Here is a 25,147-nt window from a genome sequence, read left to right as displayed (position 1 = left end):
ACATCACCACGCCACTGCGCCGCGCAGGCGGTTGAAGGCGAGCACGGCGCCGAACACGATCGCCGTCAACGTCAGCATCAGGGCACTGGCATAGCCGATGTTGAAGAACTCGAAGCCGATCCGGAAGCCGTAGATGTTGAGCGTGTTCGAGGCGTTGCCCGGCCCACCCTGGGTGGTGATGTAGATGATGTCGAAGAAGCGCAGGAGATCGACGCTGCGCAGGATCGCCGCGGTGACGATGGTCGGCAGCAGCAAGGGCAATGTGATGCGCTGGAAGGTCTTGAACGCCGATGCACCATCGATCTGCGCGGCCTCGTAGACGCTCGGCGGCAGCGACTGCAGGCCGCCCAACACGATCAATGCAACGTAGGGCGTCCACTGCCAGCTGTCGATCAGGGCCACGGTCGGGATCACCCATGTCGGCGAGGCCAGCCAGTCCGACGGCGGCAGGCCGAACGATTGCAGGATGTAATTGGCGGCGCCCAGCGAGGGATCGAGGATCACCAGCCACATCATGCCCGCCACCACCGGCGGCATCATGAAGGGCGAGATGAACAGCGAGCGCACGATGCCCGGCAGGCGCTTGGCATGGAACAGCACCAGCGCCAGCCAGACGCCGAACACGAGCTGCAGCACCAGCGACAGCACGAACAGCGCGATGGTGATCCACAGCCCGTGCCAGAATTCGACGTCGGAGATCAGCTTCGAATAATTGGCGAGGCCCGCAAAGGATTGCTTGCCGGTCGAGGAGAACGTCTGGAAGCCGAGCCAGATCGTATAGACGACCGGAAACGCGATCATCGCGACCGTAAAGATCACGGCCGGCGCGGAAAGCGCCGCCATCTCCAGTTTCTGCCGGTCCTGCGTGAGTCTCGCAGCCGTGTCAGACATCCGCCCGCTTCCTTGAGAATGAGGTGCCGGCAGGCAGCGCGCCTGCCGGCATGAAACCGCTACTTCCGGGCGATCAGCGCATCGAGCGCCTTGTCGGCATCCGCGCAGGCCTGCTCGACCGGCTTCTGCTTCAGGATCAGATCCTGCACCGCCTGGCCGATGAACTCGCGCGATTCCGGGTTGGCAACGATGGGATAGCCGACCTCGGAGGAGCCCTTGGTGGCGAGCACATCGAGCGCGGCCTGCCATTCCTTGCGGACCGGCTCCTCGTCGATCCACTTGCGATATTCAGGATCCTTGGCGACCGACGGACGCGGCGGGGCAATGCCCTGCAGCGCCATCTTCTTCTGCACCTCGGGGCTGGTCGCCCACTGCACGAAGTACCAGGCTGCCTCGGGCTGCTTGCTGTGCGAGGACACCGCCATGCCCCAGCCGATCGTGGTCGGCACCTGGCCGGCCTCGCCTGCCGGGAATGGCAGCAGGCCGGTGTCCTTCAGGCGCGCGCCGCCCTCCATCACTGTGCGCAGTTCGTTCGAGGATTCGAACGCCATCGCCGCACGGCCGCTGCGGTAGAGCGCGGAGATCTGCTGAAAGCTGTAATTGACGACGCCAGGCGGACCGAAATCGCGCAGCAGCCGGCTATAGGTATCGAGCGCCTCCTTGCCCTTGGCGGAGCAGAGGTTCGACTTTCCGCTTGCGATGTAGGTGCCGCCGATATTGTGCAGCATGTTGCTGAAGGTGTAGGCGATCGCGGGCTTGAGGCCACGCGAGACGAACGGCGTCACCGCGCCGTCGCAGGTCTTGATCTTCTCGGCGGCAGCCTCGACGTCCTTGATGGTCTTCGGCGCGTCGAGGCCGCACTTCTTGAAGATGTCGGTGCGGTAGTAGAAGATCGGACCTTCGATGTTCATCGGCATGCTGGTGAGCTTGCCGTTGAAGGTCGCGGCCTTGAGCAAGGCCTGGCTCAATCCATTCGGATCATAGTCCTTGGCAACCTCGTTCCTGGCCATCGCGGTGAGATCGCCGTACCAACCGGCAGCGGCGAACTGCTCGCCCTCGCGCGAGGGCAGCGTCATGAACACGTCGACCTCGTCGCTGTTCGCGTTCATGACGGTGACCAGGCGCTGGCGCATCTGCTGTTCCTGATAGGCGTCGACTTTCAGGGTCATGCCGGTCAGCTTCTCGAAATCGGCCTTGTAGGTCAGCAGCGCCTGCGCGACCGGATTGTTGTTGGCGAGAAAGGTGACCGTCTTGCCCTTGAATTTCATCCAGTCGAAATCGGCCGCGTGTGCTGGCGCGCTGGCGGCGGCAATCGCGAAAACGGGCAACGCGACATGGGTCGCGAGCATCCTGGCCTTCATCGAACTCTCCTCCCGGCTGACCGCCTTAAGCTGGCGGACCATTTTGAGTACGTTTGATCACTGACTGAAAACGGTTACAAAATAGACCTCGCATCCGCCGTGTCAAGCGATGGACAAGCAGCACAATCTGCGGCAGATTTGCGACATTCCCGCTAACGCTCGGGTTGCGCCGCACAATGTAACGTTACATGAGACTGACCAACGCCAAATCTGCGAAACAGGGGATCCGCGCCGTGGCGGCGCGTGCCGGCGTCTCGACGGCATCGGTGTCGCGCGCGCTCAACAATCCCGATGCGGTGAGCCCGTCTCTGCGCGCGCGCATCGAAAAGGCCATTGACGCGCTCGGCTACATCCCGCATGCGCCGGCACGGATCCTGTCGTCGCGGCGTTCGCGCACACTCGGCGCGATCGTGCCGACGATCGACAACACGATGTTCGCGCGCGGCATCGCCTCGCTGCAGCAATATCTCTCCTCGGTCGGATACATGCTGTTTCTCACCACGAGCGGCTACGACCTCGACGTCGAATTGCAGCAGGCGCGCAATCTGATCAGCCGCGGCGTCGACGGCCTAGTGCTGCGGGGCGATTGTCATCACGACGGCTTGCGAAAACTGCTCGCGGACAATGCAGTCCCCTTTATCAACGTCGGCATCTATCAGCCTGATAGGCCCTACCCTTGCGTCGGCACCGACAACGAAGCCGCCGCCCATCGCGCCGCCGCACATGTGATCGAGCTCGGCCACCGCCGCATCGGCATCGTCTCGGCGCTCCAGCGCAACAACGACCGCGCCAGCGCCCGCGTCGCCGGCTTTCGCCGCGCGCTCGCCGAGAACGGCATCGAGCTTCCCTCGCAATGGCATGTCGAGGTGCCCTATACGCTGGACGACGCGCGCGAGGCGGCGCGCTATCTCCTCAATCTCAAGGACCGACCGACGGCGGTGGTGTGCGGCAACGACGTCATCGCCTACGGCGTCCTGCTCGAGGCGGAGCGCGACGGCTTCTCCGTGCCGCGCGACTTGTCCGTGGTCGGGTTCGACGACCTCGACTGGAGCCGCCATTTGCGGCCGAGCCTGACCACGATCCACGTTCCGACCGGAGAAACCTGGCAGCGCGCCGGCGAATATCTGGTGCGGAGCCTTGCCGGCGAGCAGACCATCATGCACCGCGAGATCGATTTCTCGCTGGTGGTGCGTGAATCGACGGCCCAGCCTCCGAAATCCCTGAAGTGAGACCCTGCCCATGAGTTCGAATTTCTCCCTCGCACCCGGCTTCCACGCCGTCGTGATCGGCGGGGCCGGCGACATTGGCGCTGCGATCAGCAACCAGTTTTGCGATCTCGGCGCGACCGTGACGGCCACGGGCGCCAACGATGCCGATCTCGCGCGTACCCTGCTCAAGCCGCGCGCGGGCCTTACGCTCGCGACACTCGATGTGACCGATGATGCCGCCGTCACGTCCTTCGCCCGGCAGCACAAGCGCGTCGATGCGCTGGTCAACTGCGCCGGGATCCTCGCGCGCGACAAGGAATTCGAAATCGAGACCTTCATGAAGGTGCTCGACGTCAATCTCACCGGCACGTTCCGAACCTGCATGGCGTTTCAGCCGCGGCTCGCGGAGACTAACGGCTCGATCGTCAACATCGCCTCGATGAATGCGACGCTGGCGCTGCCGCGCATTCCCGCCTATTGCGCCAGCAAAGGCGGCGTCGTGATGCTGACCAAGGCGCTGGCCTTGAAGTGGGCCGAAGACGGCATCCGCGTCAATGCGGTGGCGCCCGGCTATATCGAAACGGCGATCAATGCCGCCGGCCGTACTGATCTCGCGCATTATCAGCGCATCGCCGATCGCACCGCGTTCAAGCGCTGGGGACAGCCGGAGGAGATCGCCGGCGCAGTGGCCTTCCTCTGCATGCCGGCGTCGCGATATGCGACCGGAACCGTCGTTGCCGTGGATGGCGGGTTCCTCGCCGGATGAGCCATAAGGTCAGGACGCAATATTCTTCGTAGCCACGCACAATTGCGGACCACCTCATGCGTGGCTGCGGGCTCGTCGCCTCATGATCGATCTTTACCCCTTGATAGCGTGGGCGCTGGTCTCACAGCATACGCGCCCGTCCATCAGGGACAGCGCGCGGCGCGGGATTAGACAGCGAAGTGCCGCATTGCGGCATCGGGGCGTGAGTTGATCAGCGTTCGCGAGAAACAACCGCTTGAAAATCCGACCGCTAAACCGGTCTCTCTGGCTAACGCACTGATTTGGTGGGCCACCCGCGATCTGCTTCGAGAACGCTTCGCATGCTTGATACGCTCCGGCCATCCCGCCGTCAGGCGTTCCGCAGACGGCCGGATGCACTTGAAGGACTACCTTGCATTCTCGCACATCCTCGTCGCCGTCGTTGGGGGCAGAACGGGACCGATCGATACCGCGCTCGCGACACCAGGCCATACCCGGCACGTCGCGAAGACGAAGAACGGCTCAGTAAACGAAGACCGCGCCGACCGCGAGCAAACCGGCCACAAGGGCAAGACGAATGCTGAAGTCGAAGGCGGCGATCCATCGCATGAGGGGCCTCCAAAGTTGCGGCATCAAATCATATGACGAACGGGAGACTGCTGGTCGGTCGCCCGGTCAGACTCAAAAGAGCATTCGCTACGGCGGGAGCGATCGGCGGGACACCCGGCTCGCCTATGCCTGTGGGAGTTTTCTTCGATGGCGCAATATGCGTTTCTACAGCGGGTGCTTCGTCCATACGGAGAACCCTGTAAGCGTCGAAGTTCGTCTCTTGCGGGATGCCGTGATCAAGCGTGATTCGTCCATAAAGAGCCGCACCAAGTCCGAAGCACACTCCACCCTCGATCTGTGCGGCGATCTGATTCGGCGCGATTGCCATGCCGCAATCGACCGCACACACCACCCGACGTACCCTGAGATTTCCTCCCAGCACCGAGACTTCAGCAACCTGGGCCACGACCGTGCCAAAGCATTCGTGGATGGCGAGCCCCCGCGCCCATCCAGCGTCCAATGGACTGCCCCACCCTGCCTTCTTGCAGACAAGATCCAGGACGGCCAGCTTGCGGACATCACCTACTTTCGTAAAGATAGCGCGGCGATATTCGGCCGGATCCCGCTTCGCGCGTCGCGCCAGTAGATCGACCGTGTGTTCCATGACCATCGCCGACTGCGAATTGCCGACGGATCGCCATAGGCCAGGGGGCACAGCGAGCTTCGGGGTGAAAATCTTGGCGTCCACCACGCTGGCCACAGACAGATAGGGTGAATTCTTCACGCCGTGGGTCGGGAGCTCGTTGGCGCCGAAAGGAACGATTGCTTGCGACACGATGTTGTGGCGCCAGGCGATCGGCAGCCCACCTTCGTCGCATTTGATGAAAACCTTGTGATGAGCCATCGGCCGGTAGTATCCGCTGCTCATATCGTCTTCGCGCGTCCAGACGAGCTTGACAGGCCGACCGCCGCCGACGTGACGGGCGATATTGACGCATTCGACAATGTAGTCGGACGTCAACGTCCCGCGACGTCCAAACGATCCACCCGCCGGCAACGTCTCGATCTCGACCATGCCCGGAAGCGTGATCGCAGCCAAGGCGCAGTTGATCTGGTCCACCGTCTGGATCTGCGCGGCGAAAGTAAGCTTTACTCGGCGTCCGTCAACCGAAGCAACGCAGTTCATCGGCTCCATGGGGGCATTTGCGAGGTAGGGAAAATCGAACGACGCTTCGAACAGCTCCCCGTCGAAGGCATCGTCGACCTTGCCCTTTGTCTGGAACGCCGCCCCGGTTACATCGGTCTTTCCTTTCGCGATTTCACGATAGAGCGCTCGCAGTTCGTCGGAAGATCGTGTCTCGGCCTTTGCATCGTCCCAATTGATCTTGAGTGCGTCACGCCCGAGACGGGCGGACCATGTATCCTTGGCAACTACGGCAACGCCGCTCGCGATCTCGAAAACGTCCACAACGCCAGGAACCTTTCGCGCCGCACTCATGTCGAGGCTGCCGAGCTTGCCGCCGAAATGAGAGGGATGGGCGACCATCGCCACGAGCATGCCCGGGAGCCGGACATCCTGCGTATACAGCTCGGTGCCATTGCTCTTGGATTGACTATCCTTGCGTCGCACGATCTCCGTGCCGATCAGCTTGTAGTCCTTCGGATCCTTCAGCTTGGGATGCTCGGGTGGCGCGATCTTCGCCGCGTCGGCAAGCAAATCGACGAACGTCTCGCTGCGCCGAGAAGCCAAGTGATACACAATGCCGTTCCGCACGTCGATCGAGTCGGCTGGCAGACTCCATTTCCGAGCAGCAGCCTGGACGAACATCGCCCGCGCTGCAGCGCCGGCCTGGCGAAGCTGGTCCCAAGAGCCCGCGATCGCATGCGAGGCGCCGGTGCCCTGAATCCCCATCGTCACGTCCCGATATACGGCAGCATTGGCGGGAGCGCTCTCAAATCTCACCATCTCCCAATCGGCATCCAACTCCTCAGCGACGATTGCGGCCAAGCCGGCATGGGTACCTTGGCCCATCTCCTGGTATCGGTTGATGACCGTAACCCAGCCAGCTTCGTCGATCTTTATGAACGGCCCGAACACGCCTGGATTCACATCTACAGCGCCAACACTCAGCGCACCGGCGGCGACGGCCCCAAAGTTGGTCGCCGCATAGCCAACTACCAAAGCTCCGCCCAGCAAGGTGCCACCCAGGACCAGGCGACGGCGGGTGAGGACTGGCGACGGTTGCGCTCCCTCTCCGGACTTCCGCTCCGACATCACGCCACTCCCGCGGCGTCTTTGATTGCCGCTTTGATGCGCCGATAGGTCCCACAACGGCATATGTTGCCGCTCATGGCAGCATCGATGTCGGCATCCGTAGGCTTCGGCTTTTCATCGAGAAGCGCCGCCGCTTGCATGATCTGCCCGGACTGACAGTAGCCGCATTGCGGAACGTCGTGCTTGACCCAGGCGACGAGCAATCGATGTCCAGCGTTCACGCCTTCGATCGTCGTGATCTTCATGCCTTGCGCCTCGGCCGCAAGCACGGAGCACGAACGCGCGGCTTTGCCGTTCAAGTGTACGGTGCACGCCCCGCATTGAGCGATTCCGCAGCCGAACTTCGTGCCGCTCAAATTCAGATGGTCTCTAAGAACCCAGAGGAGCGGCATGTTCGGATCGCCATCGAAATCCCGATCATCGCCATTGACGTTAAGCTTCATCGACGAGCCCTCAATTGCACTTCATGCGAAAATATATCGCACTTAGTGTAAATTTCAAGACATCCAGGGAATGATTTCGCATTGAATTTGACGAGAACTCTCGGCTTCCAGACACCGCCGCTTCACCGAGAATCGGCGGACCTCGCAGAGTCCGCGTTGAATGCCGTCAAGAGAACGTTTACGGCTCCAAGCCGCGTCTGCGCCTGGATGGAGACCGGAATGTAGAGATCGATCGTGCTGGTCCGGCCGAATGTTATCGTGATCTGATCGACGTTGGAGTTCGGAGACGAACTTCTCGCCCTGTCTCCTTCGCCAATCCGCCCAGCCACGGGTTTGAAGACTGCTCGACAGATGGTCGTGCTTCCGCCAAGACCGTTTTGTGCGGTCGTCCCTGTCCCTTGGTGCTCGAGCTTGACGTCATATCGTCTCAGACCGTCAAAGATCGATAGCGCCCGATCGCATACTCCCCCCTGTGCTCTTCCTTCGAACTTGGCGGCTCCCATTAGGAGAGCGCTCAAGGGGTCGACGATTGCCACGAGATGCTTCGGTTCAATCGGAGCTTGAGTCGAATCCAGGGCCAGTGGCGGATCGACCACCATAGTCTTGACGACGCCGTCGGTCATGCCGAGCTTCACTTTCTGCCGGCGTGAACCGCTTCGATGATCGAGATCGAACTCGGTCGGGACGAAGTGCCCTGCGTTGTGAGTACCGTAAGAGGACGCGATACCTGCAGAATTGCTCAAGAGCCGCATCGCTCCGGAGACCTGATAATCGACTTGCGCAGCGTAGGTACTGCCGCGGAGCGCCACATGCAAAGTCACGTGAGCCAACGGCACCCCAGCGAACGATACGGCATAGGAAGCACGCACGTCGCCTTCGGCGGCGCTCGCGCTTGGGGCGCCGAACGCGGCCAACCACATCCCGAGGACGAATACCGAGCGCACGTTCCTGGAGATCAGATGACGGCTCTTACGTTTCACCGGAAGCGCGGTGCTCGGCACCTCGCCCAAAACGGCATGAGCTCGGGTGATCACCCCCGAGCGAGAGCCAGGCCCGCTGCCGTTGTTCGAAGATGTGAGGGCAATCGAAAGGCGTGCACGCACGATAGTGTTGGGATTGACTTCCGAATATCTGCTTTTCTGGTCGATGCTCAAGCTCATCTACTCCCACTTAGGACGACCGCGCACTGCGTTTTGGAGCGAGATCCGTCACCGCCTTGTCTCGCATTGCTTGCAGGCCGACCTCCATAAACTTCCGAAAGTCGTTCTGGACGTAGGGCCGGATGAGATAGCCGTCCGGCCAGATCTTGGGCCGGAACGAATAGGTCCAGCGCACGCGCGTCGCTTGGCGGTTACCGATGAACTCCAGCTCGCTCACCGCATACCTGATGTAACGCCCAGTACGGTTGGTAAGATTCCATATCTGGTATTGCAGAAGCTGCGGTTTGCGATCCGTAATCTCTTCCAGCGCAGTGTTGTTGTCCGAGAATACGACTCGCCGACGGTCGCCTGGCTGGCTCCAGGCTCCGCTCAGCGACTCGGTGCTCACGACGCCCGGCACACTGTCCGTTCCCGTAAGAAACGAGCCGAATGCGGCGGCGCCGCGGTCAGCGAACCAGGTCGTTACGGAAGCCAAAGGTGCCTGGATCTCGGTCTCGACGCTGATCTTCTCGAAGTCCGCACTGCGCTCCAACTCGGGCCGAGCGACATCACGTGCGTGGTCGAGGCTCGACGTAGAAGGTACCGGATCGGCGCCGACGAAGGGTGTGCCGCATCCGCTCAGGACTAGCGAGACGACGGCGCAAATCGAGAAGGCGCTCGGTCTGACCATCGCATAGAGCCCTTTCATCATGTGCGGGCGAGCCCGCCGGGAGACTGCCAAGAGCATTCTGCCCGTCAGAGGCCCAATAGGGCCGTCGCCGGCTTGCGTTCCGCTACGGACGACGCTGTTATCGTCAACGGGGAGAGCGCCGGCGTTACAGACCGCTCTTCCGTCGCGCTTGATCGTCGAACAGTTCATGAAAAGCGAACGCCGGTGAGTTTTTCGGAAACCTCCCAGAGCCGCGCGGACGCGGCCGCGTCCTTTGCTTGCCGGGGTACTCGCGCGGCGGCCGGCACGCCGCGGGTCTCGCCCAGTCTATCCGGCCCGTAATAGCCACCAGGTTCGGCAAGCGGAGACGTCGCCGCGAACAGCGTCGGTAGCGCCCCTTGAGCTGGCGGTTGAAACAGGAACCAGAGCAAGGACCGAGTGACGCGCTGCAAACTGCGAGGTCCGGCGCCGTTTGGAATCAGCTCGGTGCGGGCGATGCCGGGATGCGCGGCGATGCTCCTGATTCCCCATCCAGAGACATCGCTTCTCGTCTGAAGCTCGAACGCGAACATGAGGCACGCGAGCTTTGATTGACTGTAAACCCGCATGGGCCTGTATTCGCGCTCCGCCTGAAGATCGTCGAAGTCGATCACGCCGCTCCGGGCGGCTAGGCTCGAAACGTTGACGACGCGTGGCTCCTTGCCGTTGCGCAACAGCGGAAGGAGCTGCGCCGTGAGCCCAAAGTGGCCAAGATAGTTGGTCGCCAGCTGCAGCTCGAAGCCATCGCTCGTCACCTTTCGCAGCGGCGGGGCCATTACGGCGGCGTTGTTGATGAGCATATCGAGGCTCGACCGTTGGGCTCGCATCCGGGCGCCGAAGTCCTTCACCGACCTCAGACTTGCGAGGTCGAGCTCTTCAAAGCGCACTTTGGCGTCGGGAAACGCCGTGCGGATCCGTGCAATGGCGCTCGCTCCCTTCTCCAAGCTACGGCCCGCGATGATGATTTCACAGCGGGCCCGGGCCAACGCCAACGCGTCCTCAAAGCCAATCCCACCAGTTCCCGTGACGACGGCTGATCGCCCCAATTGAGAAGGAATATCCTTGATCGTCCATTCCGGCATGGCTTCCCTGCAAGTCCACTAGGCTAGGCACAGGGGCCCAATATTACACTAAGTGTAGTTTTTACAAGGTTGGCCACGAAGAAAATTTGCGAACCTTCATGCAACCGCATTTTTCCGACGACGGTGGCCGGCGCACTGACCAGCTCCGCCTCGATAAAATTACATCAAGTGCATTTTTTATTGCACTTCGTGCGATATTGCAAGGCAGTCGCGGGCACCGGCTGCGCGACCACTGGCCGCGGGCGCGGCGATCAACTGACGGCCGCGACCGCATCGCAAGACAGCCTAAGTCACGGCAGGCAAATCGCTTTTTTCTTGCACCTTGTTTGCGCAGCGTGTAGTATGTTGCACTGAGTGCGATTTTTGGATGGGGCTTTCCTTGCCGGCAAAAGTAGTAGCAGACGTCAAAGTTGCGGAGGAGGGTCTTCGCGAGCGCAAACGGCGTGAGACGCTGGCTCGGATCGCGGAAGCAGGCCTCAAGCTGTTCATGACGAATGGCTACGAAGAGACGACCCTCGAGGCGATCGCCGAGGCGGCAGGCATTTCGCGGCGGACGTTCTTTTATTACTTCAAGTCAAAAGAGGAAATCCTGCTTGCGTGGCAAAGCCACTTCACGCAGCTCATTAGAGCTGCGGTGATCGCCGAGCCTTCGGATCAATCTCCAATCGACACGGTCAAGAACGCTTTGCTGAAACTGACCGGCAACTACAATTCGGAGCAGAGCCTTGCCCTCGATCGGGTCATCCGCTCGAGCCCTGCGCTGATTTCCGCGAGTCACGCGAAGTATATCGCTCAGGAACAGGCGATATTCGAAGCCCTTTGCGTGAAATGGCCGCAGGCCAAGCGGCGGAAATCTCTTCGATACGTCGCCATGGTCGCCGTCGGAGCGCTTCGACTGGCGATCGAATCCTGGAGCAACGACAACGGCAAGCGACCGCCGGCAGCCTATCTCCGCGAATCCTTCGCTAATTTGCAAGGCATCCTTTGAAACCGAAGAGCGGCCCGTAAGAGGCTGCGCCCGCGGCGCGCTCTGATGGAGTACCAATCGACGTATTGAGTACCAGTCTATGTGCGACGAACCTGCCCGCCTCAACTTTCCGGCGCGCGACAAGGTGCCCTAGCTGCTGTATGCGTTCTGTGCTTTTCGGTTGATGTACTGGCTATATAGCCGCTGCTTTGTCATGGCGTCCCGCTTGGGGGGAGCTCCGAACATACGAGAATACTCCCGGCTGAACTGAGATGCGCTTTCGTAGCCGACCTGATACGCAGCCTCTGTCACGCTTGCATTCTCTGTCACCATTAGCCGCCGCGCCTCTATAAGGCGCAATTGCTTCTGGAATTGAAGCGGCGTCATAGACGTCAGAGCCTTAAAATGCTGATGGAATGACGAAAGGCTCATTCGTGCCGCTTCGGCCAGCTGCTCGACACGCAGCATCCGGGCAAGGTCGGTACGTATGAGATGGATCGCCCTTGAGATGCGTGCCGTGTTCGTTTCGGGCAATACCAGCCTACATAGCTTTCCGCCATGCGGGCTACTCAGAAGCCAATAGCAAATCTCTCGCATGACGGAGGGGTAAAGGATCGGTATCGCCTGCGGCGCTTCATTCATCCGGATAATACGCAGGACGCAGTCGGCCAGAGGTCCATCAACTTTGCTCACGAACACGCACCGACCCGAATCGGGCGGAAGTGTTGGGGGCGTCTCGAGATTCTCCAGCACGTCACGCATTATCGCCAAATCAAATTCTATCGTGACGCCCATATACGGAGAGTCCGGACCTGCTTCGACGATGCGTCCAGTAGCCGGCAGCTCCATGCCGATGGTAAGGCACTCCATCGCGCCATACTGGACCATCTCCTCACCGATGAGGATTTGTTTCGCGCCTTGTATCACGACGCAGATTGACGGCCGGTAGATCTGTTGCAGCGGCAGCCTCCGCTGGAACGATCGCATGATGTTGACAGAGCTGATCTGTGTCGGGAACAAACCCTGGCCGCCACCCTGAGCCTCGATATAAGAAGTGACAGCTTTCAGCAGCGACGACGACACGCGAGCCTCCGATCGGTCGTGCGGCCAGTGCGACACTTGGCCTCCGACAGCAAACGTATGGTCCCTTGTTGGACCAGCCAAATATATCTACGTAGCGGGCATTGGCAATCGGCCGCCTCTTTATGCCGAACAACATCCAGCAAAACAGAAACATCCCTCTGGCATGACGAACGGCGTCACGCTTTCAACCTAAGGGCCAGGCCTCTTGTCAATTGTCTCTGAAGATGACGGCCGCGAGTACATCCAGGGATGGCGCGTTGCCGCAACGCTGATTGCATTGTTTCTTGTCAGCCTGATTTCTCAGATCGATCGGATACTGCCGTTCGTCATGGCAGAAGCGATAAAGGCTGATCTAGCGCTCAGCGACACCGGGGTCGGTTTATTGACCGGGGCTGCTTTCGCTGTTTGCTACACGCTCCTTTCCTTGCCGCTCGCCAGGGCGTCTGATAGGGGATCACCCCGGTTGGTGATCGCTTTGTGCACCCTGCTTTGGAGTACGATGACGGCGCTTGGCGGCTTCGCCGCCAGCTTCCTGTTCCTGGCATTCACACGCTTCGGAGTTGCGTTCGGTGAGGCCGGCGCCACCCCGGCGGGACACGCAATCATCGCCCGGAAGATCAACCCCGAACACCGCGGCCTCGCGATTGCCCTCTTCGCCCTGGGCCTACCTCTCGGCACCATGGTCGGATTCGCCGGCGGCGGTGCCGTCAGCGATGCACTGGGTTGGCGCGCGGCGCTGATTGGTGCAGGCGTCGCGGGAGCAGCAATCGGCCTTCTGGCGCTCGCAATCATCAGCCCGACTCCGCCAATCAGGAGCAGAGCTACAAGAAGCGAACCCTTCTTCCGAGCGAGCTACCGGCTTCTTTCGTCCGCAAACTTTCGCTGGTTGTTCATTGGTGCAATCATCGGCAGCTTCGCGGCAGCCCCGTTCTACGCTTTTGCAGCCCCCTTTCTCATTCGCACTCACGGATATAGCGCCAGCGAGGCCGGGCTGGCATTCGGGCTTCTCCAAGGTCTGATGGGCATTCTCGGTACGCTCATAGGCGGGCGCTGGTTCGATCGCGCCGTGCGCTCCGGTAGCGGAAAGCTACTTGGGCCTCCCGCGATCCTCTTTCTTATCGCCAGCACGACGACAGCTGCAGCTCTGTTTGCATCAATCGGTTGGCTCTCAATATTGCTGCTGGTGCCGAGCATGTTGTCCTTCGCATTTCTGCTGCCTTGGGGGTTCGGAGCTGCACATCTGGTGGCGGGAAAAGGCAAAGAGGCGATGGCCAGCAGCCTCGTTATGATCGGCTCAGGCCTTTTTGGCCCGGCAATTGGGCCGCTGATCGTCGGCTTGATCAGCGACGCCGCGACAAAGGCCCAGATGCCTAACGGGCTCGCGATTGGAATGCTGACTGTCCCGGTCGCCAGCGCCGTCACTGGCATCATCCTGTTGATTGCAAATGGGCAGATCGCTGCTTCACTTCAGCGATCGTGACCAGAACATATGCGGTAGCAATCTACTTGTCGCCGGCGCCACTCGGCAGGTTGGCCGGCGGTTATTGATCGAAACGCAGGAACGCGCTCCGTTGCCCCCAACGACGTGTGCGACTTGGCGATATCGAATTGAGGTCGGGATTGCGCTCTTAGTGAGCGCGTATCTGCCTCGGCGACGACTCTGATCGAACCCGACAGATGCGCGCCGACTTGCATTCTCCTTTGCTCTGGCTCGTACCTCGACCGCCTCAAGACATCCGTGATCGATAAGGTGCGATCGTACACTACGACCGGCATTCTTTGGCGCTGCTCGAAGGTGCCTTTCGGCGCGGCAATTTCTCACGCTCTTCGCACGCCAACGCGGGCGGAAATCCGCCTTTGTCCTTTGCAGGAATAGGCAAGAAAAATGCAAGTTCAGGCATTTTCCGTGTTCGCATTACCACTCAATACTCAATCGTCGTGATCGCTCGGAAGTCGGCTTCTGGCAGCCTGCAGCCATCACGTGAGGGGAATTGCGGCACGCTCGAGTGCGAATGCTCGCAAACGATCGACGCAATCACCATGAAACGACCTGCCATCAGCAAAAATACCGTGAAAGAAAGAGCCATGAGGAGAACAAATCGGATGCAGCTTCCTTCATCGGGCTGGCGTCGCTCTACCCTTCGTCTCGCTTTGACTGCTGCTGCACTCTTCGGGTTTGTGCCCGTCGCGGCCGCGCTCGATGTGACCGTGACAAGGCTGAAGACTACCGAGGGGGACATCGTTGTCTGCCTTTGGCGTTCGACGGACGAAGGCTTCCCCAGATGCGCTGAAGGGCGGCCCTTCAGGAAGGCTACTGCGCCAGCGTCCAGTGCACGAGTGTCCTTCCCCAATCTGCCCGCAGGACAATACGCAGTCTCGATGTTTCACGACCCGAAACGAATGGGCAAACCTGAAACGAATCTGTTGGGAATCCCGACATCGGGAATAGGCATAGCGAATAATCCAAGGATGAGTCTGACAAACAGACCCACCTTCGAAAAGGGAAAGGTCGAGATCCCCGACGTGAAGTCGATCGAAATCGAAGCACAATATCCGTGAAGCCTAAATCGGCGGCCTGATGAGCGGCAGCTTGAAGCGCTTCGGGTTGCAAGCACGATACCGGGCCGGCTTCATTCGCCGGCCCCCCAATACGGACGAACACGACTTCGTCCAACTGCCTCCTCCACATCATAACCATCGTTGCGCAAATTTGCGCACGGGACGTCTTGCCTTGCGAGCGAAGCGAGGTCTCCACAGGACGAAGATGCCGCTGGCAGGCGCGCGTCCTCATGGCCCGGGCCACGAAATCGCCCAAATAATATTACACCAAGTGCGAAATAAGTTACGCTTGATGCGAGACTTCTGAAATGACCGCCCTCGAGGCATCCCGACCGTCGTCCGCGGGGACGAATAAGGAGTCATCAAATGACATGTGACACGCCGGATGGGACGGATATCACCGTTCCGCAACGAGAGCGGGAGCGAGATGCTGAGCGACCATTTGCCGGCGGCGCGTCCGCAAGCCTGAGCGGTGGCCCCGATCACCTTGGAGCCCGTCCGCGCGTGTGGCCGATCGAGGCGCCCACAAGACGTGGAGCGATTGCTCAACACCGAACGCGCGGACGTCGCGATCGATCCCGTGGCTCCTACCTGCCGGCCAAGGCGTTGAGGCCCATCCAGCCCTCCGATCCCGCGAAACACGAAGAAACCCACGCTGCTCCAATTTCCTCTGGTTTCGCCGCACGCGTTGTGAGGGCACTCCGATCTCCAATTCTCACGAATGTCGGGATCGCTGCTCTCCTGTATGTGATCTCATTCCATCCCTATTTCGATCTAACCGGCATCGTTTCAGGCAGCCTCGTTTGCCCCGGCGCGAAGGCGATATTGGCGGCGACGGTGGATTTCCTGCAGGAAGAGGTGACGCCCACGATACAAGCGTTCCTCTCGGGTCGACTGATGAGGTGGATCGGTCTTACTTTGCTGTTCGCCTTGTTTCCCGCATTCAGCGTGCTTCGGACCGGAACGATGGCGAGGATTCGCGCGCTGGCCACGTCTGCGGTATCCCAGATTCGGCGCCTCAGGCTATCGCGCCGGCACATCCAATCACTGCACTTTGCGGAGCCATCCGAGATACGCTCTCCCTTAGTTTGGAACCGCCCGTCCGACCACGAAGTTAACAACCAAAGAGGCCTAGATGACGCCCGAGGAATTCCGACGACGCGGTCACGAGATCATCGACTGGCTGGCGGACTATCATGCAAAGATGTCCGACTATCCGGTCCAGCCTGCGACACAGCCGGGTGACGTCAAAGCGATGCTTCCCGCCTCCCCACCGGTAGAAGCTGAGGAATTCGACGAGATCATCGCTGATCTTGATTCAGTGGTTCTTCCCAACATCTCGCATTGGCAACACCCGCGGTTCTTCGGCTACTTTCCCTCCAATTCACTTGGCTCCGGCATCCTTGGTGACCTGGTGAGCAGCGGACTTGGGGTTCTGGGCCTGTCCTGGCAGTCATCGCCGGCGGTAACGGAGATCGAGGAGGTCACGGTCGACTGGTTCAGGCAGATGGTTGGCCTGTCTTCCGCCTGGTTCGGCGTGATCAACGACACTGCGTCGACAAGCACCTTGGTTGCTCTGCTATGCGCCCGCGAGAAGACGACGAGCTTCTCGCTCGTTCGCCGAGGTCTGCAAGCGGAATCCAAGCCGTTGACGATCTACACATCGGCAAGCGCTCATTCGTCCGTCGAAAAGGCGGCGCTGCTGGCGGGGTTCGGCCGTGAGAATGTTCGCATGATCGATATCGACGACAGTTTCGCGATGCGGCCAGAGGCGCTCGAAGATGCAATCGTTGCGGATCTTCGCTCTGGGTTCACGCCATGCGCGATCGTCGCGGCAGTGGGCGGGACCGCTACCGTGTCCATTGATCCGGTATCGGAGATCGCTGCCATAGCGCGGAGGCATGGTTTGTGGCTCCACATCGACGCCGCCATGGCCGGGAATGCGATGATCCTGCCCGAGCTACGGTGGATGTGGGAAGGGGTCGAGGATGCAGACAGTGTCGTGATCAATGCGCACAAATGGCTCGGCGTCCCTTTTGATTGCTCGCTCTATTTCGTTCGGGACGAGCCTCACCTTCTCAGGGTGATGTCTGCCGATCCGAGCTTCCTCCAATCTCAAGCCGACGAGAAGGTGCGCAATCTGCGTAACACAGGTATTCCGCTCGGACGGAGATTCAGGGCGTTGAAACTGTGGTTCGCCATACGGGAACAGGGCGTTTCCGGGTTGCAGGCCAGGTTGCGGCGAGACATGAGCCTGGCGCAAGATCTTCGGTCGAAAGTCGAAGCAACACCAGGTTGGGAAGTCGTCGCACCCGTCGTTCTGCAAACCGTATGCATTGTGAATCGCCCGAAGTCGGTGCCTTCCCATCGTCTCGATGACTTCACGCGCGCATGGGCGCACGCGGTGAACGCCTCAGGCCAAGCCTATGTCACGCCCGCTGCCGCGGCCGGGCATTGGATGGTCCGCGTCTCGATCGGCACAATATCCACCGACGCGAGCGACATAGAGGCGGTCTGGCACACGATCCAGGAAGCGGCTGCCGCGATCGTTCCAAAATTTTCGTGAATGGCCAACGTAAGCGGCTTCTCTTGCGATCTGCGGAATTTATAAGTGGTCGGGAGCTCCAGGCAGAGTCTGGATTTTCGAAGAAATGGTCTCCCCCGATGTTCGGGGCAAGATCAACGACTTGGCTCTCGATGCCGGGCTGGTGAATTCTTTCACATGCTGGGGAATGGCTGGTGATCTGCTGTCACTGGAAGAGCCGAGCCATCCTGCCGTCCGCTTTGAACGCGTCACCAGCGCGCAGAATCTTGATGCTTGTGCCAGCCTGAACGCGCGCGCATACGGCTTGTCGGAGACGGATGCAATGGCGACATATCGACTTCATACCCGACGCTCGCCGGCACCTGGCACGCGCGTCAACATCGCACATGTCGAGGATCCGCGCTTCGCCGACTTCATGTCGCAGGCGAACGCTCGCCGACTGGTGGCGCGGCAGCCGGAGACGATGGAGGCACCGCGCCCTTGTCGGTCCAACTTGGAGGAGCTCCAACTCCCTGGCCGATGAATCCAGCAAGTCCCGGAGCTCTTCCGTACACTTCGCACGCCGCTTGCTTCGGCGCACCGCCCAGGGACGTGTGCAGGCTCTCGAGCGACGGCAGCGCTGGAAGGGTTCCGAAAGGCGTACTCCCCGTGACCAATAATCGGCTGAAGTCGGCGGCAAATGCCGTGGAAAGGTCGTATGCATCGCCATCAGGCGATACGCGGGGAGAACTTGTGAAAGAATTCGCCCCCCGGCCCCACACCATAGCCGCCTTCTGCTTCCCTCTTCCGTCCCTCGCCTCACCTTCGACCGACAGGCTGCCAAGTCCCACCGGAATGCGCGGAACTGGTACTGGCACACCAGGCAGGAGCACGGTTTTCGCGACCCGCGCGACACCGGATGCGCCAGCCGCCGCAGGGTCCGTCGCCGCCGCATGCGTGATGACGGCTTGAACGGTCAGGTCGGCCTGATCCGCCGGACCGACAATCTGGAATCTATCGCTCAATCCGAAGCACAGAGCACGGTCGATGGCGTTGCCGATGATCCTGCGCTGCTCCGGCGAGAAGGAGACCTCCGCGGCCGCTTTGGACGAAAATCGAGTTTCTACCAGCCGCACGGTCTTGGCGCCGAGAACGTCCTCCTTGTCGACGCGAACGATTGACTTCGTCAGAACACCGTCGGATGGCGTCAGACCATCATAACTGGTCAGCGAACCCGCCCTGTTCAGTGGCGCACTCGCGCACCCGGTGGTCAGCAGACACAAGACCGCTATGAGCTGGAAACGCTGCATCGGACTTCAGCGACGCGATGCAGATGCCGACCAGTCGATTTCTGCCGCCGCCCGACGTCCCCCGTCCCGAAGAGGAGGATAACTCTTCTGTTGCTCACCGGTCATAGCACGGCCTTTCTCGGCCGCTGTCGCGGGCACGTTATCCTGCAAGTCAGCCCGTGCGGAGGCGCCTGAGATCAGCATTGCGTTCCGAATGGTCGGCTGCGCGAGAATATCCTGCCAGTCGAAGCTCCATTGCGCCAAACTTCTGGAATCCCCGGCGAACGCATAGTCCAGGAATGCGAGCGTCAATTCTCCGGTGGCTTCCTTGACCTTCGGATTCAATCCTGGCCCCCCGGTCAGAGCGCGATCCGTAAATATACTATGGGATCCGCCTCGAAACATGACCAGCAGCTTACGTCGATTGGCGATCGCGTCGAATATTGCGACTCGATCGCGTGCACTCGAATAGAAGCCGGGAATTTTGATGACGTCTTGCGTAGCCGTCACGTGAAGCGTCGGCACGGCGATGTTGGCGAGCACGCTCGACAAGTCGCTCTCACCATAGAAAGGCGGGGCTGAAATCACGATCGCCGCCTTGAAGCGTCGGTCGCGGAAATTGAGCCAACGACCATCCCGAATGACCCGGGCACCGACCGTCAACAACGCGGTGTTCGCGCCGTACGAATGTCCAGCTACGGCGACGCGTCGCATATCGATAAATCGGGCGTAGGGACCGGTTGCAAATAACAACATTTGGTCGAGCGCAAAACGGAGATCTCCGACACGCGCCGCAGCTTCATCGTCCCGGGTCGCCGCTTGCAGCCGCCCCACGAGTTCGAAGGGATTTCCACGCCAAAGAGAAGCATCGCTTCCGATATGCTGGACATGCAAACTCGCAATGCCGTGTGCGGCCCACCGGGCAGCGAGGTAGGTGTAACCGTTTCGTGAACCGCCCATCCCGTGCGAGAAGACGATCAGTGGCACCCTTCCCGGCGATACCTCGGTCGGCCAATACAAGCGAGCAGGAATTTCGCGATTTCGAGACGTATCCCTCCAATCGAAGTCGATCGCACGAAACGCCGTATGCTCCTGTTGCACCTGAGCATTCTGCGCATTTGCGCCCTGAGGCAGCACCATCGCGAGAGTACATGCCAATGCCATAGCAGCGAGCCAGCTCTTCATGACCATTACTCCTGCTACTTCCCTGCGCCATGCATTTTCAGCATTGGACCGATGCCAACTCGGTAGCGGTCGGAGCTCTCCCTGTCAATAAAAACTACACCGGGTGCATTATTTTGACGCAGGGTCAATGGGGCAAACATTCCCCGGCTCGAGGCACAACCGACCAGCGCTGCTGCAATGAGCTCGGAAATGCCATCCGGACGGTCATCCCAGCCCCCCAATCCTGAAGAGCGAAAAGCCGACATAAGCCACGGTGCCGTATACAACGACGAGGATGACCATCATCATGGCGACCTTCGCGATCGAGCCGCAAAGGCCGCGTCTGTCGATGCGACCGTCCTTGGCCACATCACTGCTCTTGTGTCGCCGCCGTACCGTCATCGGTCCATTCGGGAGGAAGACCCAGCTTGGGCCGCCACCGGCGCCGGTACGGAATAGACTTGTATGACGCAAAATGGTTGAAGCCGGCGGCGGAGCGCATTCAGACCCCCTTATTGTGAACCCGGTACCCTTGATAGACGGGCTACATGGCTCGGAATCTGGCCGCGAATGACCTAATGTTGCTGCTCGACCACCATTTGTGTCTAAAGATGTCCAAGCGAATTGGGGACAGCCTTCGTTACAAATAATACCCTTCAGCTTGCTCAACCGGCCTATACCGGCGCTCATGCACATTCCGCAAATCCTTGTCGTCGATGACGATCTAGAGATTCGAAAGCTTCTTGCTCGCTACATCAAGGAGCAAGGCTTTCGCGTGCAGCTCGCGTCCCGGTGCGCCGAGGTACGCGAGCGGATCGCCACGAACCAGATCGATCTGATCGTCCTGGACGTGATGCTCCCCGATGGATCCGGACTCGATCTTTGTCGCGATCTCCGGTCCGCGCGTTCCCGAGTCCCGATCATCCTGCTCACTGCTCTCAAGGAAGATGTGGACCGGATCATCGGCCTGGAGATCGGCGCCGATGACTATCTCGGCAAACCGTTCATCCGCGCGAACTGATAGCCCGCATCCGCACGGTCTTCCGTCGCGGTGAAGATGACCGCTCGGCCCATGGGGGCAAGGGGCGCTTCCTCTTCGAAGGCTTCATCGCAGATCCGTCCGCCCGGTCGGTCGTCGGTCCACAAAGCGGTTCGATCGAGTTGACTGGCGCCGAGTTTGACCTGCTGTTGACCTTTCTCGAACGGCCCGGTCGCGTCCTGTCTCGCGACCAGCTGCTCGATCTGACACGCGGGCGCGACGGAGACGTGCTAGAGAAATCCATCGACGTGCTGATCAGTCGATTGCGGCGCAAGCTCGCGGAGAATGGCGCGAACCACATCTTCAAAACGGTGCGCAACGGCGGCTATCAGCTTGCTGCCAAAGTCACCTATTTGGACCAGCACTCTTGAGCCTGATTTTGCGGTCGGATGGCTGTCACGCTATGCGGCAGTGACCATGCGCCACAACGTCTCGACCAGCACGGCATAGCCCTTGTCGAGAGCTTCAGGTGCCGTGAACTCGCGCGGATTGTGACTGAGCCCGCCCCGGCTCGGCACGAATATGAGCGAAGCTGGGATACGTTTCTGGATCGCCAACGCGTCATGCCCCGTGATGGTCTTGAATGTCAGGGCCTCGCAGCCGACATCGCTCGCAACGGCCAGGATCAACTCGACACCATCCGGATCGAGCAAGGGGGCCGAGCGCCTGTCGTCGGCGGCGATCGAGACGCCAACGCCGATCTCGCGGGCCTCGCGTTCGATCCGCTTCAGAAAACGGTCACTGATGGCGACAACCGCGGCTTCGTCTTCGTGTCGGATTTCGAACCAGACCCTCACTCGGCCTGCAACGACATTCGGCGAATTCGGGTAAGCGTTGATGCGGGCCGCGGAGGCGTGTGCGCCGGCGTCTTCGCGCGCGACTTCGACGTAGAGGGCTTCGATCGCGCGGGCCGCCGCGCGCAGGGCATCCCGGCGCATTGGCATCGGCGTCGGTCCCGTATGCGAGTAATCGCCTTCAAATACGACCGATATCTTGCGAGTCATCCAGGCGCCGGAAACCGCGGCAATATCCCCTGAAACCTGCTCGAGTCGATCACCCTGCTCGACGTGAAGTTCCACGTAGCGTACGGGGCGATACTCGAGTGGCGTGACACCACAATAGCCGATCGCGGCCAGCGCAGCGCCGAGCGTGACGCCGTCGCCGTCCGCACAGGCGTAGGCGTCCTGCAAGCTCAAGCTGCCGGCGAAGACGGAGCTGCCGGTCAGACTGGGCTGAAAGCGGGCTCCCTCCTCATTGGTCCAGTTAGCGACGGCCAGGTTGCGTCGTGCGGCGCCAGGGTTCGCAAGACAGCGCTCCCTAACCGCTTCCACCGCAAGGAGTCCCGCCAGCACACCATAGGCACCATCGTATCGGCCGCCCGTCGGCTGGGAATCAAGATGCGATCCGGTGATCACAACGTCGTCGAACCCAGGGTCAAGAATTGCGACGCCGAACATGTTGCCGATCGCGTCGATCCTCGGGACGAGGCTGCGGTTGCCGATCTCGCGCAGAAAGAGGTCTCGGGCCCGCTTGTCGAGTGCCGTCGCCGCAAGCCTGCAAACGCCGCCGTCGTCGGTCGCGCCAATCGCCGCGAAACCCGCAATGAGATCGTGCAAGGCGGTCATGGTCCGAGATCACCGCGAATGGCTGCAAGCGTCAATTGTTCGAACTCCGCTTCGGTCAAACGCCGGGGATTGGAGCCCGCAGTCGGATCCTTCACCGCATCGGCGGCAATTGTCCGGGCGTCACTCTCCTTCACCCCGAGCTCGGCCAGGGTATGCGGTACGCCAAGCTTCATTCGCAAGGCCAGGATCCAGCCCAACACCGCATCGAAATCATGGCTCGGCAAATTCAACGCGCGAGCTATGTGCGGGATCTTGTCGGCGATCGCATCCCTGTTGCAAACAAGGGCATAGGGAAAGACTACACCATTGGTCAGCCCATGATGGGTGTCGTAGCGCGCGCCGACCGGATGAGAGACGGAATGGATCGCGCCCAGTCCCTTCTGGAACGCGGTAGCTCCCATCGACGCCGCCGCGAACATGTAGGATCTGGCTTCGAGATCACGCCCATTCTCGACCGCGCGCGGCAGGTAGGTGTCGACAATCTTCATCCCCTCCAGGGCAATACCGTCGGCGAGTGGATGGAATGCCTTGACGCAATAAGCCTCGAAGCAGTGGGACAGCGCATCCATGCCGGTCGCCATCGTCAGAAATGGCGAGAGTCCAACCGCAAGCTGGGGATCCTCGATCGCGATCTTCGGCATCATCATGGGATGAAAGATGATCTTTTTCTCATGGGTGTCTTCGCGCGTGATCACGACGGCACGGCCCACTTCGGAACCCGTGCCGGCCGTGGTCGGCACGGCGATGATCGGCACGATGCCATCCGTGTTGGCGCGGGTCCACCAGTCGCCGATGTCCTCGAAGTCCCATACCGGCCGCGACTGCGCCACCATGAACGCCACGCATTTTCCAACGTCCAGCGCTGAACCTCCCCCGACCGCGATCACGCCGTCATGACCGCCCGCCCAAAATGCCTGCACTCCCGCGCGCAAATTCGATTCGGTCGGATTGGGCTTCACGTCGGAAAATATGCCGAGCGGGATGCCCGCCTCGCGAATGCGGCTGACGATGCCCGCGATGAGGTCGGTCTTCACGAGGCCATGGTCGGTCACCAGCAAAGGCCTGGCAAGACCATATGTCCGGCACGCCGCGGGAAGCTCGGCGATGCGGCCCGGACCTGAGATGACGCGCGTCGGAAAATTCCAGGCCCCGGTGATATGAACGTCCATATGCGGCTCTCAGTGCTCGATGCAAAGATGGAATGATTTTGGCCGGGTCAGAACTCCAACGGGATCAGATGATCTCGAAGTAGCGCGCAAGCTCCCAATCGGTGATGGTCTTGCGGAATTCGCGTTCCTCCCACTGCCGTGTCATGGCGTAGTGATCGACAAAGACGTCTCCAAACAGATTGCGGGCCGCCTGCGAAGCCATCAATCGCTCGGCGGCTTCCGATAGCGTGCGGGGAAACGCATGCTCGGGCGGGTGCGTTCGCTCATAGGCATTACCGGCGATTGGCTCGCTCGGTTCGATTCTGTGCTCGATCCCCCATAGCCCCGATCCCAGCGCCGCAGCGATCGCAAGGTATGGATTGATATCGGCGGCGGCAACCCGATATTCCACGCGCTGACTCGCCGGTTTTCCGGGAATGACCCGCAGCGCACAGGTGCGATTCTCGATTCCCCAGGTCGCATCCGTCGGCGCCCAGAAGCCAGGTACCAGACGCGAATAGCTGTTCACGGTGGAAGCAACCATCGCAAGCAGCTCCGGCAGCAATGCCTGCTGTCCGCCGACAAACCAGCGCATGGTGTCGGACATGTTGCCGGGACGCCCACTCTGGTGAAATGACGGATTGCCGTCCTTGTCGCGCAGCGAAAGATGCAGGTGCCCGGATTGTCCGGGATACGCGTTCGACCATTTGGCCATGAAGGTGAGCATCTTGCCCCGACGCTCGGCCCAGACTTTTGAAAAAGTCTTGAACAGCACCGCACGATCCGCAGCCTCAAGCGCATCGGTGTACAGGATCGCCGCTTCCAGGACCCCGGGGCCGGTCTCGGTGTGCAGCCCCTCGATCGGCATGTCCATTTCGTCACACAGCTTGAGCAGCGAGCGATGGAATTCCGACTCCACGGAGGCGCGCAGCATGGAATAGCCGAACCAGCCCGGCGTGAGATTCTTCAGCTCGCGAAAGCCCTTTTCCCGCACGCTGTGGGGCGTTTCATCGAACACGAAAAATTCAAACTCGGCAGCCACTGACGGGGCAAATCCCATGCCTTCGGCACGATCGATGACCCGGCGAAGCAGCCGGCGCGGGCAGAGCTTCTCCGCCTCGCCCACGAACTCGCCGAGAAAGAACAGCATGTTCTCTTCCATCGGGATATCGCGGCAGGTCGCGGGATCGATGCGGGCCGTAGCATCCGGAAAAGCCGTGTGCCAACCGGTAAACTTGCCGTCGTCGTACATCTGGTCGTTGGAATCCCAGCCGAAGATGATGTCGCAGAAGCTGAGGCCACCCTCCAATGCGCCAAAGAACTTGTCTCGCGCGAGATATTTTCCAC

22 protein-coding genes and 1 pseudogene are annotated in these 25,147 nt (G+C 60.6%); 9 read left to right on the top strand and 14 right to left on the bottom strand.

What is annotated here, in order from left to right:
- Positions 1–3: 3 nt before the first annotated feature.
- Together EDE08_RS21330 and EDE08_RS21325 are read right to left on the bottom strand one after the other, a co-directional pair.
- Positions 4–891 carry a carbohydrate ABC transporter permease gene (locus EDE08_RS21330; protein ID WP_131870781.1) on the bottom strand — a complete coding sequence of 296 codons (888 nt, stop codon included), beginning with the start codon at positions 889–891 and terminating at the stop codon, positions 4–6.
- Positions 892–950: 59 nt separating this feature from the next.
- Positions 951–2,252: an ABC transporter substrate-binding protein gene (locus tag EDE08_RS21325; RefSeq protein ID WP_165936078.1), complete on the bottom strand. Its 1,302-nt coding sequence runs from the start codon at positions 2,250–2,252 to the stop codon at positions 951–953.
- A 188-nt stretch (positions 2,253–2,440) separates the two neighbouring features.
- Between EDE08_RS21325 and EDE08_RS21320 the strand changes: the two genes are divergently transcribed.
- From EDE08_RS21320 to EDE08_RS21310, 3 genes are all read left to right on the top strand, one after another.
- Entirely contained in the window at positions 2,441–3,481 is a 1,041-nt protein-coding gene (locus EDE08_RS21320) for a LacI family DNA-binding transcriptional regulator (protein WP_131870779.1), read from the top strand.
- A gap of 10 nt (positions 3,482–3,491) precedes the next feature.
- Positions 3,492–4,226, top strand: coding sequence for an SDR family NAD(P)-dependent oxidoreductase (locus tag EDE08_RS21315; RefSeq protein WP_131870778.1), 735 nt, complete (start codon positions 3,492–3,494; stop codon positions 4,224–4,226).
- A 207-nt stretch (positions 4,227–4,433) separates the two neighbouring features.
- The gene (locus tag EDE08_RS21310; RefSeq protein ID WP_131870777.1) at positions 4,434–4,850 is read left to right on the top strand and encodes a type 2 periplasmic-binding domain-containing protein; all 417 of its coding nucleotides are present in this window, start codon (positions 4,434–4,436) and stop codon (positions 4,848–4,850) included.
- On the opposite strand, the gene EDE08_RS21305 is transcribed toward EDE08_RS21310, so the two are convergent.
- The 5 genes from EDE08_RS21305 to EDE08_RS21285 form a co-directional block, all read right to left on the bottom strand.
- Positions 4,843–7,029, bottom strand: coding sequence for a xanthine dehydrogenase family protein molybdopterin-binding subunit (locus EDE08_RS21305; RefSeq protein ID WP_131870776.1), 2,187 nt, complete (start codon positions 7,027–7,029; stop codon positions 4,843–4,845). The genes EDE08_RS21310 and EDE08_RS21305 overlap by 8 nt on opposite strands.
- Entirely contained in the window at positions 7,029–7,472 is a 444-nt protein-coding gene (locus EDE08_RS21300; protein WP_131870775.1) for a (2Fe-2S)-binding protein, read from the bottom strand. Before EDE08_RS21300 ends, EDE08_RS21305 begins: the two co-directional genes overlap by 1 nt.
- Before the next feature lie 122 nt (positions 7,473–7,594).
- Complete coding sequence (locus EDE08_RS21295) at positions 7,595–8,626, bottom strand: DUF3108 domain-containing protein (protein ID WP_165936077.1); 1,032 nt, start codon at positions 8,624–8,626, stop codon at positions 7,595–7,597.
- Positions 8,627–8,642: 16 nt separating this feature from the next.
- Positions 8,643–9,323 (bottom strand): SRPBCC family protein, encoded by a 681-nt coding sequence (locus EDE08_RS21290; RefSeq protein WP_165936076.1) that lies wholly within the window; start codon positions 9,321–9,323, stop codon positions 8,643–8,645.
- 164 nt (positions 9,324–9,487) lie between these two features.
- Positions 9,488–10,402, bottom strand: a complete 915-nt coding sequence (locus tag EDE08_RS21285) for an SDR family oxidoreductase (RefSeq protein WP_131870772.1) — start codon at positions 10,400–10,402, stop codon at positions 9,488–9,490.
- A 367-nt stretch (positions 10,403–10,769) separates the two neighbouring features.
- Here EDE08_RS21285 and EDE08_RS21280 point away from each other — a divergent pair, with 367 nt between their 5' ends.
- Positions 10,770–11,390, top strand: a complete 621-nt coding sequence (locus EDE08_RS21280; RefSeq protein WP_131870771.1) for a TetR/AcrR family transcriptional regulator — start codon at positions 10,770–10,772, stop codon at positions 11,388–11,390.
- A gap of 129 nt (positions 11,391–11,519) precedes the next feature.
- On the opposite strand, the gene EDE08_RS21275 is transcribed toward EDE08_RS21280, so the two are convergent.
- Entirely contained in the window at positions 11,520–12,452 is a 933-nt protein-coding gene (locus tag EDE08_RS21275) for an AraC family transcriptional regulator (protein WP_131870770.1), read from the bottom strand.
- Between the two features lie 205 nt (positions 12,453–12,657).
- Here EDE08_RS21275 and EDE08_RS21270 point away from each other — a divergent pair, with 205 nt between their 5' ends.
- The 4 genes from EDE08_RS21270 to EDE08_RS38510 all read left to right on the top strand — a co-directional run bounded on the left by EDE08_RS21270 (position 12,658) and on the right by EDE08_RS38510 (position 18,079).
- Positions 12,658–13,932 (top strand): MFS transporter, encoded by a 1,275-nt coding sequence (locus tag EDE08_RS21270; protein WP_131870769.1) that lies wholly within the window; start codon positions 12,658–12,660, stop codon positions 13,930–13,932.
- Between the two features lie 299 nt (positions 13,933–14,231).
- Positions 14,232–15,011, top strand: coding sequence for a DUF2141 domain-containing protein (locus EDE08_RS21265; protein WP_131870768.1), 780 nt, complete (start codon positions 14,232–14,234; stop codon positions 15,009–15,011).
- A gap of 1,135 nt (positions 15,012–16,146) precedes the next feature.
- Entirely contained in the window at positions 16,147–17,577 is a 1,431-nt protein-coding gene (locus tag EDE08_RS21260; protein ID WP_131870767.1) for a pyridoxal phosphate-dependent decarboxylase family protein, read from the top strand.
- A gap of 85 nt (positions 17,578–17,662) precedes the next feature.
- Positions 17,663–18,079 carry a hypothetical protein gene (locus EDE08_RS38510; protein WP_165936066.1) on the top strand — a complete coding sequence of 139 codons (417 nt, stop codon included), beginning with the start codon at positions 17,663–17,665 and terminating at the stop codon, positions 18,077–18,079.
- On the opposite strand, the gene EDE08_RS21255 is transcribed toward EDE08_RS38510, so the two are convergent.
- The 3 genes from EDE08_RS21255 to EDE08_RS38505 form a co-directional block, all read right to left on the bottom strand.
- Entirely contained in the window at positions 17,970–18,845 is an 876-nt protein-coding gene (locus EDE08_RS21255) for a DUF3313 domain-containing protein (RefSeq protein WP_131870766.1), read from the bottom strand. The two genes, EDE08_RS38510 and EDE08_RS21255, sit on opposite strands and share 110 nt — an antisense overlap.
- A gap of 6 nt (positions 18,846–18,851) precedes the next feature.
- A complete protein-coding gene (locus EDE08_RS21250) occupies positions 18,852–20,009 on the bottom strand; it encodes an alpha/beta hydrolase family protein (RefSeq protein WP_245524845.1) in 1,158 nt (385 codons plus the stop codon).
- Positions 20,010–20,213: 204 nt separating this feature from the next.
- A complete protein-coding gene (locus EDE08_RS38505; RefSeq protein ID WP_165936075.1) occupies positions 20,214–20,357 on the bottom strand; it encodes a hypothetical protein in 144 nt (47 codons plus the stop codon).
- Between the two features lie 319 nt (positions 20,358–20,676).
- Between EDE08_RS38505 and EDE08_RS21245 the strand changes: the two are divergent.
- Positions 20,677–21,398: pseudogene (locus EDE08_RS21245) on the top strand (response regulator transcription factor).
- Between the two features lie 30 nt (positions 21,399–21,428).
- Here the strand turns inward: EDE08_RS21245 and EDE08_RS21240 are convergent.
- The 3 genes from EDE08_RS21240 to EDE08_RS21230 form a co-directional block, all read right to left on the bottom strand.
- Entirely contained in the window at positions 21,429–22,652 is a 1,224-nt protein-coding gene (locus EDE08_RS21240) for an allantoate amidohydrolase (protein ID WP_131870764.1), read from the bottom strand.
- Positions 22,649–23,821, bottom strand: coding sequence for an iron-containing alcohol dehydrogenase (locus EDE08_RS21235; protein WP_131870763.1), 1,173 nt, complete (start codon positions 23,819–23,821; stop codon positions 22,649–22,651). Before EDE08_RS21235 ends, EDE08_RS21240 begins: the two co-directional genes overlap by 4 nt.
- Before the next feature lie 64 nt (positions 23,822–23,885).
- Positions 23,886–25,052, bottom strand: coding sequence for a glutamine synthetase family protein (locus EDE08_RS21230; RefSeq protein WP_245524844.1), 1,167 nt, complete (start codon positions 25,050–25,052; stop codon positions 23,886–23,888).
- Between the last annotated feature and the right edge of the window lie 95 nt (positions 25,053–25,147).

This window comes from Bradyrhizobium sp. R2.2-H (genome assembly GCF_004346455.1).
Lineage (GTDB): Bacteria > Pseudomonadota > Alphaproteobacteria > Rhizobiales > Xanthobacteraceae > Bradyrhizobium > Bradyrhizobium diversitatis.
The sequence above is the reverse complement of the archived record's forward strand: the minus strand, read 5'-3'. Positions and strand labels throughout refer to the sequence as shown.

What these genes read in the sequence shown, in the direction of transcription:
- EDE08_RS21320 (WP_131870779.1), top strand. Translation starts at nt 2,441, where the DNA reads ATGAGACTGACCAACGCCAAATCTGCGAAACAGGGGATCCGCGCCGTG.
- EDE08_RS21230 (WP_245524844.1), bottom strand. Translation starts at nt 25,052, where the DNA reads ATGTACGACGACGGCAAGTTTACCGGTTGGCACACGGCTTTTCCGGAT.
- EDE08_RS38510 (WP_165936066.1), top strand. Translation starts at nt 17,663, where the DNA reads ATGGTCTCCCCCGATGTTCGGGGCAAGATCAACGACTTGGCTCTCGAT.
- EDE08_RS21290 (WP_165936076.1), bottom strand. Translation starts at nt 9,323, where the DNA reads ATGATGAAAGGGCTCTATGCGATGGTCAGACCGAGCGCCTTCTCGATT.
- EDE08_RS21280 (WP_131870771.1), top strand. Translation starts at nt 10,770, where the DNA reads ATGGGGCTTTCCTTGCCGGCAAAAGTAGTAGCAGACGTCAAAGTTGCG.
- EDE08_RS21315 (WP_131870778.1), top strand. Translation starts at nt 3,492, where the DNA reads ATGAGTTCGAATTTCTCCCTCGCACCCGGCTTCCACGCCGTCGTGATC.
- EDE08_RS21330 (WP_131870781.1), bottom strand. Translation starts at nt 891, where the DNA reads ATGTCTGACACGGCTGCGAGACTCACGCAGGACCGGCAGAAACTGGAG.
- EDE08_RS21235 (WP_131870763.1), bottom strand. Translation starts at nt 23,821, where the DNA reads ATGGACGTTCATATCACCGGGGCCTGGAATTTTCCGACGCGCGTCATC.
- EDE08_RS21255 (WP_131870766.1), bottom strand. Translation starts at nt 18,845, where the DNA reads ATGCAGCGTTTCCAGCTCATAGCGGTCTTGTGTCTGCTGACCACCGGG.
- EDE08_RS21250 (WP_245524845.1), bottom strand. Translation starts at nt 20,009, where the DNA reads ATGAAGAGCTGGCTCGCTGCTATGGCATTGGCATGTACTCTCGCGATG.
- EDE08_RS21300 (WP_131870775.1), bottom strand. Translation starts at nt 7,472, where the DNA reads ATGAAGCTTAACGTCAATGGCGATGATCGGGATTTCGATGGCGATCCG.
- EDE08_RS21240 (WP_131870764.1), bottom strand. Translation starts at nt 22,652, where the DNA reads ATGACCGCCTTGCACGATCTCATTGCGGGTTTCGCGGCGATTGGCGCG.
- EDE08_RS21285 (WP_131870772.1), bottom strand. Translation starts at nt 10,402, where the DNA reads ATGCCGGAATGGACGATCAAGGATATTCCTTCTCAATTGGGGCGATCA.
- EDE08_RS21325 (WP_165936078.1), bottom strand. Translation starts at nt 2,252, where the DNA reads ATGAAGGCCAGGATGCTCGCGACCCATGTCGCGTTGCCCGTTTTCGCG.
- EDE08_RS21260 (WP_131870767.1), top strand. Translation starts at nt 16,147, where the DNA reads ATGACGCCCGAGGAATTCCGACGACGCGGTCACGAGATCATCGACTGG.
- EDE08_RS21305 (WP_131870776.1), bottom strand. Translation starts at nt 7,029, where the DNA reads ATGTCGGAGCGGAAGTCCGGAGAGGGAGCGCAACCGTCGCCAGTCCTC.